Origin of the sequence: Aliirhizobium wenxiniae (assembly GCF_019511445.1) — a bacterium.
Classification (GTDB): domain Bacteria; phylum Pseudomonadota; class Alphaproteobacteria; order Rhizobiales; family Rhizobiaceae; genus Neorhizobium; species Neorhizobium wenxiniae_A.
Genome location: NZ_JAEUAN010000072.1, coordinates 1 through 772, shown reverse-complemented (window position 1 = coordinate 772; position 772 = coordinate 1). Strand labels below are relative to the sequence as shown.

At 60.9% G+C, this 772-nt stretch carries 1 protein-coding gene; it reads left to right on the top strand.

The annotated features are described in order from the left end of the window. The first annotated feature begins 133 nt into the window (after positions 1 to 133). The gene (locus JNB91_RS30330) at positions 134 to 769 is read left to right on the top strand and encodes an EF-hand domain-containing protein (protein ID WP_220329125.1); all 636 of its coding nucleotides are present in this window, start codon (positions 134 to 136) and stop codon (positions 767 to 769) included. Positions 770 to 772 lie beyond the last annotated feature (3 nt).

Genomic DNA, 772 nt, shown 5'->3' with positions numbered 1-772 from the left:
GGGTTGGGAGGGGTCTCTTCTGCTCACACCACAGCATTACAAAGAATTCATCCACATTACGGGAGTTTAAGTGGTCGCCGGGGCTTGGCGGCCATAGGTTGAGGTCATCGAAACAAAGGGAAGGAAACTCTCGATGACCGCCAAGAAGATCGTTATTGCGACCCTCGGAGCCGTACTGGTCGCAGGAGCCGCAATCCCGGCATTCGCCGCCCCCGACCGGCCGGATCGCGGCCCCGGCGGCAAGCATGGCCCACACGCCATGATGCGCGGCGCGATGATGAAGGATGTGACCTTCGTTCGCCTGCTGAAGACAGCCGATACCAACAAGGACGGCAAGATCAGCAAGGAAGAAATGGCCGCCAGCCAGGAGGCCCTGTTCACCCAGATCGACGCCAACAAGGATGGCAACGTAACTCGCGGCGAGCTTGTCGATTATCGCATCGCCAAGCGGGAGGAATTCCGAAAGAACAATCCGCGCCCCGAAATGGCTGAAAACGCCGAGCGCAAGGATGGCGAAGGTCCGCGCCATGAACGTGCGGACCGCGACGATCGACGCCATGATGGCCGACACGGCGAATTCCGCCAGGCCCGCTTCGAGCGCCACGGCGGCATGGGCGGCGGACGCTTCTTCCGGATGATCGACGAGGACCGCGACAACAAGATCACCAAGACCGAAGCGTCGGCTGCCAGCGACAAGCTGTTTGCCCGTATGGATACCAACAAGGACGGTGTCATTTCCATCGACGACCTGCCGGACCGCCCCCTCTAGTTC